Consider the following 6,923-nt stretch of genomic DNA (forward strand, 5'->3'; position numbering starts at 1 on the left):
ACGCAAACACCACCCAGCAGATCAGCGGCGTAATCATGTCGCTGGGTGCAGTAATCGCGTACATAGTAGGCGAGGGGCTTGTGGATTCCGCAGCAGCCGGAGCAAGCAATACGCCGGATGAAGTAACGAAGCAGGAATAACGAAGGAATCCCCCGTTGGCCGATTTATCTGGAACACTCCAAAATTGGCTGGCGGGGGATTTTTTGCTTTATGGGATTCTAGAGTTTAATAGGCTTGAAAATTACAATTATAAAATTCTATAGCAGTTATAATCTGAGCAAGATGATGAAAACTCCTAAAAACGGTAAATATAAAAATTACTACGTATTTACTACGCGTTTCAATAAAATAAAAACCGCATAAACTCTGGGGAATCCAGCATTCATGCGGGTATTAAAATGGTCCGAGTGGCGAGACTTGAACTCACGGCCTCTTGACCCCCAGTCAAGCGCGCTACCAACTGCGCCACACCCGGATTCGCAACGAAAAATATTTTATCATATGCGAACTGAAAATGCAAGATATTTTTTTAGAAATCCAGTATCCATGCGATAAAATAAAATCCTCAATATTCAAATTCTTTGATATTTTACGGTATCTAGTCAAGTCTACAAAATCAAACTTGCCATTTTGTATGCTTGACCCATATTTTATTTTGAGTATATCACAATAACCTAGTCAAGTCAACAATATCACTCTGCATCTGTTGTCGGCTGAACGGTATTTCGTTCCCCTTGTTCATCTGCAATCCTCTGTAATTCAAGGGCAGTATCAGTAGTATAAGGCGATTTATCAATCACTGTCTGTTTACTGATAGCACCCATATCATATTGGGTTTTCAATTCATTCATCATGCTTTGTGTATCCACTGGACGATTGACACTGAAAGTAATATCCAAACTATCATACATATCATCAGAGAATGTTACACCCTGAATTTTAAGCAATTTACGGATATATTCAAACCTTTTGTACATACCCTCTTTAAGCACCTGAATCATTTGTTTTGCCTTGTTATCTGTCTGGCTGAAAAGCAACTTCAAACTGATTTCAGACACATTTGCAATATTACCTTGTCCGATCACACTGGCTGGTACACTGGCAACGGCATATAACTGTTGTGTAAGGCTATCCAATAGCAATTTAATATTCTGATAATCCATTTGAGCAGTTACATACTTAAAATCACCGCCATCTTCAAGATTCAATGTGGCACCGCAAATATCTTTAGGAATACTGTCTGTGATTCTCTGTCCCATAGATACCCCTAAAGGATTCATAGACAAGGTATTAATTGCATCATCTAATTTACTTAACAAAGTTTCAATCTGATTCATAATTGGCATAAGGTCATTTAAAGGACTATCACCAAAGAAATTGTATTCGGACTTGTCCAAACTAGCATAGCAAATTGGTAAGCCGCTCAAATTTGCATATTCATCAACAAGTGTATTGTCCTGATACACCTGAACCATTGCCGGAGTATATACGATATAGTTTTTATGTCCATTCTCCATATCTTCCCAATACTCAATAAACGCTACATAATTTTCATGTTCATCATATACAGGGTATGAATCTTCATTTGCTATGACCTTGCTTTTTATCACCCCATTATCGGAATATACATATTCAAAGGCATTACCATAGGTATATAAATCCTCTGCAATTTCATAATCGGTCTTTGTGTACATACCTTTCTTGTAAATGCTATTGTATTTCTTTACAATTTCCTGCTCTCCTGTAATGCTTATAGGATTACCAACAACATAGGAAGTATGGAAATTTATAATAGATTTCAATGTATTCAGAACGATTTTAGCGGTTGTATATGTTTCTTCCTTAAACTTAAAATCTTTACGCTGCAATACCTTATGTAAGCGTAATAGATACTGTTTTATATCAACAACATTGGAAATGCGTTTCATATGTTCTGTTTTATTTATTTCATCTTGAAACCAAAATTCACTTTTTATATCCATTATATCACCCTTTCTTTATATGTAATTGACACCTGATTTTAGCGCAACGATAGCCATTGCGAACGACATTACTAAATCGTCATGAAAGCCTATTGTGGCTTCCATTTTTCCATCTTTGAACTGGAACATTTTCATTTCTGATAATAAATCCTTACTGTTAATAACAATCTGATTTGTTTCAAACAGTTCTACAAAGTCATTAATCATAAGAGGTTTAGTTTTTGGGTTCGTTACGAAACCTACTTTTTTCATAGGGATACCCCTTGCATCATAATCCTTGTATTTGTACATGTTGGAATATCTGTAGTCATTTTTGAGTTTATCCACAACGGTATGTCCGGCACTCGCTTTTTCAACACAAAGTAATGCCTTATTGTAATAGATACCTATATCATTTACTATTTCCGCATACTGGAACGGTTTTATTTTATTACTCTTAAACTCTGCCACCTGTATTCCATCCTGTGATAATACATGAAAAGCAGAATAATCTTGTCCCATACCCTCACCAGTATCGACACCAATATAATACTTTTCCCCTTTTTTGGGGAGAACCCATAATGTCAATTCATGCCCTAACCACGGAACTAAGCTAACTGGCAATCCAATAGGCTTGTTTTTTATTGGTTTGACTTCATCAATATACTGCAATCTATCATGAATTAATTTAGGGGAGAAGATATTGCTGCCTGTACTGATAAATGCTTCAAGGGGGTTAGCAGGAAATTCTTGTGCAAATGATTCTTCACTACTGTTAGCGACCTTTAATCTTCTCCATACTAATTGTTCTAAAGTAGCACCTTGCGACCTTAACGCTTTTTCAATATCTGTTAATTCTTCATCTTTTGGTAATGAACCATGAATAGCAATATATTTATCACAAAATTCTTTGTATTCATCAGCAAACATTACCTTGTCATTTATCCAACTGAAGAAAAACGGCTTGTACATATTTTCTTTGCGTTCTGCCTTATTCCATAATTCTGAAAAATAATTTAAACCATTAGCAGTTGATTCAAGAATGATTTTCCCATTCGGTGTTAATGCCTGTTCAATAGCAAGTAATTGTTTGTCTATGTTATCTTTACAAAATCCGACTTCACTAATGTGACAGTAGCGAATTGTAAGCCCTCGGGCACAATCCTTGCTCCCACAAGTGGCACAAATAATTCTTGAACCATTTACAAATTTCAATTCCTTTTTGTTATTGGCTATCAATTCAACTCTTAATGCATTTGGTAAATCATTATATAACTGCTTTAATTTCTCAAATATTGCAGTAGCAGAATCAATAGAATAGGATACCAATAAGCAAGTAATATTACTGTTTGTCATAGCAAGATATATGGAATAAGCGCATGAAAGCGTTGTAATTCCTAACTGACGGCTTTTAAGTACAATATTATATTTATCCATGCCCTGTAAAAGTTCTTTCTGCTGTGGATTCAGAATAAACGGTACTAACTTACCATTCTTATTCACTACTTTCATAAACTTCTGTATATATAGAACTGGATTATTTACTATCTTTTTTAGCTTATCTTGTACTGTCATGTTACCCCCCTTTCTACGTTAATAAATAAGGGGATATAAGGCACTTTTATTTCAGTAAGCAAATTACACTACCTACCTATAAAAGCCGCCCTATAACCCCTAGAAACGCTTATACACTATTCTAATTCATCATCTTTAATGCCGTTCAATATTCCTAACAATTCACTGTCCTTTTCCTCTGCGAAGAACTTATCTGAAAAATCAGTAAATGCCTTGAAAGCATTTGTATCATCTTTTGCCTTATCATAATATGTATTGTACAATTCAATTAATTTGGCTTGATGTTCTCTTTTCAGCAGCCATTTAACCGCTGTCTGAACATTTTCTTCCATAAGCCAATTGTTACAACTCTGTTCTGTCATACCTGCTGTAAAAGATTTATAAGTATTTTTTAAATCATCAAATGTTTTAATATCTGAATTGGGTAAAAGTTGTGGAGCATATTTCCACATGATAAAATATACTTTGGGATAAGTCTTTACAAGTGAAAATAATTTTTGTTGAATACTAACCTCCTGTGATACGCTTTTACCCTGTGCATATCCGTCTAAATGATCTGACTTTTTTCTACCTGCCATAACGCACCCCTAATTTCTCAATAATCATATCTAGCTTTTCATTCAGCAAACAAATTTTTCTATTGTTTTCACAAACTTTATCCCATAACATTTTCTTTTCAATTCTTTCCATTTCTCTTGAAACGTCCTCTAATGTCATAGGTCTATCTGCATTAATCCTGTCACAAGTTTCTGTAATATTTTTAATGCTCTCTAATAATTCAGTATTGAATTTATCAATGCGTGAATCCAAATTGTCCTCTGTGATTTTTTCATTTGTATCATTAATAGTTTTCATAGTAAATACTTCCTTTCTAAATTTGATTATCATTTTGTACAATATAAAAGGGCATCACATTTCTGTGACACCCTTAACCTAATTCCATATTAAGACGCAGTTTCAATCGGAACCTTGTCAGAATGATATTCTGCTGTAGGATGAAAATACAATTCATTTAAGCCATCAACCCATGCAGATTCTTTTTCAATTCTTTCCTGCTCTGCTTTTTTCTACCTGCCCTACATTTACTACTTTTCTGCATAAGTCAAGAATATCATTTGAAATATCCTCTATCTTATATTTAGGAACTTTTACAAATTGCATTTCAGAAGAATCGTAAATTGATTTTGTTTTATTCAATACAGTTTGAATTTTTGAATCAACTAATTTTTGTTGTGCTTTATAGAATTTATCCATATCATCACTATCTTCTGTATCGTCATTAAACTTAAATTCAAAATCAACATCAACATCATCAGTATCATTTCTTCTAATCGTCATTGCTTCAAAACAATTTACAATACCATCATTATCAAATAATATTTTGACTTGTCCTATAAAATCCTCATAAAACTTTTTGGATTTATTTTTATCACAGAATATTTTCCACTTCTCACTGTTATCAGTTACACCATAAAGCAATTCAAGATTTTCTTTCGTCTTAATAATTTTTTCAATATCATCTGCATTATCAATATCTTTTACAAAATAACATTCGCTACCATATTTATTTGTTCCATGTATTAGTGCTTTGTAGTAATTAGTGATAGCAATTTTATCTCCTAAATTATCGAGAACCCTTTTTAATCTACCTCTGTAACTTGACATTACTTCTTCGCAAAAGTCAAAGAAAAATTCCTTTTCTATTGAATCTAAATCTCCAACGGTATCTTCAAAATCATAATAATATTCATCATAGCAATAATTTACCAAGCCAAATTGTTTTATGATATTACTTTTACTTCCATCTATAAAATCCCATGTATCTTGTAAATTACTGGTAATACAATTGTATAAATAGTTACTGATAATAGAAGTTCCCTTACGGTTATCTTCTTTTTCTTTTGGTTTATCATATATTTCAGTAATTACAATTTCATTAGTAACTTTACCTCTTGATATTTTTCCTGTCTTTTCATAAGAAATATACCTTTTTAATTCTTTAATCTGTGATTTTTTTGTATGTAAACTTTTTGTTTTTTCAAATCCTACATTACAAAGTAATTTGTTTTCTGTTGAAAATGTATCTCCAACTTTTATATTTTCTAATATCATCTTATAATCCTTTCATCATCTTATTATCATCTTATGTGTAAAAAAGTACCCTTTCAAATTTGTAATATGACTTATTTATATATGAAAAATGAAATGGTACTTTTTTGCATTATCATCTTATGTGTAAAAATAGACACTTTTTAAATTTGTAATATGACTTATATATATATATGAAATTAAAAGGTATCCATTTTTACATTAATGTTCTCTATTACACCATTCAGAATAAACTTCTTCTGTTTCATTAAAATCAAATACCCAAAATGCTTTTTTGGTTTTATGATGTACTCCAGTATCTAATACTCTCATACCATTTGTAATATAAAAACTTGCTTGTTTTGGATTGTAGATATAAACTTTGTTACTCATAATAATTTATCTCTCTTTCTTAATTTCAAAATATAAAGGGCATACGGCATTACACCGTACACCCATTGATTTTATTTCCCAAGTTATCCGACTTCGGTAAAGTTGATTTATTCTTGATCTGGTCTTTTGTATTCTGCTAATGATTCTCTGATTTCAGGTGTAGCATCAAATACCCAAAAGTTACATCTACTTCCCTCATTGAAGCATTTGAATAAGTATCTAAATCCGTTGTCTTTCAGATATAACATCTTCCGGCAACTATATACGATAATAAACCGATCACTAATTGATTTCTGAATTTCTTCCTGTGTCATTTTTATCCTGCCTTTCTGCATATTGAATAGGAATCCTTATAACAAGCCGCTGCTGTTATGATTTCATCAGGATTCATTTTATAGAGTAATCTCAATTCAGAATCACTCATATTTTCTCTTGTTACTGGTTGCACTAATTCAAATTCATAATCTGGAATATTAATATTTCTTTCACAATACAAGTGATTATTTTTCATTGTGATAGTTGTTTTCAAATGATGTTCCTTTATGAAGTCGGTAAAATATTGTTCGTCATGTGATTCTAATATTGGCAATAGATATTTGTCCATATCGAGCATTTCCATCCAATAGATATTGACATCCTTATATCTGCCGCCTTTATTGTAATAACCAATATACCAACCATCAATGCAAAGTAATATTGTTAATGCTTTTTCACTGTATTTTGATAAATCTCTATTGTATAAGGAACATAACAAAGGTAATGTACCACCGTTATATTTCGATAGAGTACAATAAAGTTCGCAATTTCGAGAAGGTATAGAAAAGCCATTGGGACTCCTTTAAAATGAATGGTGTCAAGACATTCAAAAAGGAGTTGGTCCCAATGACTCAAGGAAAGAATAACACA

Annotated in this window: 7 protein-coding genes and 1 tRNA gene; all 8 read right to left on the reverse strand. The window is 32.4% G+C overall.

What is annotated here, in order from left to right; genetic code table 11:
- Positions 1-399 precede the first annotated feature (399 nt).
- Positions 400-475, reverse strand: a tRNA-Pro gene (locus CAGA_RS12300).
- Positions 476-692: 217 nt separating this feature from the next.
- The gene (locus CAGA_RS12305; protein ID WP_135661182.1) at positions 693-1,982 is read right to left on the reverse strand and encodes a phage portal protein; all 1,290 of its coding nucleotides are present in this window, start codon (positions 1,980-1,982) and stop codon (positions 693-695) included.
- A gap of 15 nt (positions 1,983-1,997) precedes the next feature.
- Positions 1,998-3,536 carry a phage terminase large subunit family protein gene (locus CAGA_RS12310; RefSeq protein ID WP_135661183.1) on the reverse strand — a complete coding sequence of 513 codons (1,539 nt, stop codon included), beginning with the start codon at positions 3,534-3,536 and terminating at the stop codon, positions 1,998-2,000.
- Positions 3,537-3,652: 116 nt separating this feature from the next.
- Positions 3,653-4,114, reverse strand: coding sequence for a hypothetical protein (locus tag CAGA_RS12315; protein WP_135661184.1), 462 nt, complete (start codon positions 4,112-4,114; stop codon positions 3,653-3,655).
- The gene (locus tag CAGA_RS12320; protein ID WP_135661185.1) at positions 4,104-4,391 is read right to left on the reverse strand and encodes a hypothetical protein; all 288 of its coding nucleotides are present in this window, start codon (positions 4,389-4,391) and stop codon (positions 4,104-4,106) included. Before CAGA_RS12320 ends, CAGA_RS12315 begins: the two co-directional genes overlap by 11 nt.
- Before the next feature lie 186 nt (positions 4,392-4,577).
- The gene (locus CAGA_RS12325) at positions 4,578-5,648 is read right to left on the reverse strand and encodes a hypothetical protein (protein ID WP_135661186.1); all 1,071 of its coding nucleotides are present in this window, start codon (positions 5,646-5,648) and stop codon (positions 4,578-4,580) included.
- Between the two features lie 198 nt (positions 5,649-5,846).
- Complete coding sequence (locus tag CAGA_RS12725) at positions 5,847-6,017, reverse strand: hypothetical protein (RefSeq protein WP_167875239.1); 171 nt, start codon at positions 6,015-6,017, stop codon at positions 5,847-5,849.
- A 316-nt stretch (positions 6,018-6,333) separates the two neighbouring features.
- Entirely contained in the window at positions 6,334-6,771 is a 438-nt protein-coding gene (locus CAGA_RS12330; protein WP_135661187.1) for a hypothetical protein, read from the reverse strand.
- Between the last annotated feature and the right edge of the window lie 152 nt (positions 6,772-6,923).

The sequence above is a fragment of the Caproiciproducens galactitolivorans genome (genome assembly GCF_004768785.1).
In the GTDB taxonomy this organism is placed as follows: Bacteria; Bacillota; Clostridia; order Oscillospirales; family Acutalibacteraceae; genus Caproiciproducens; species Caproiciproducens galactitolivorans.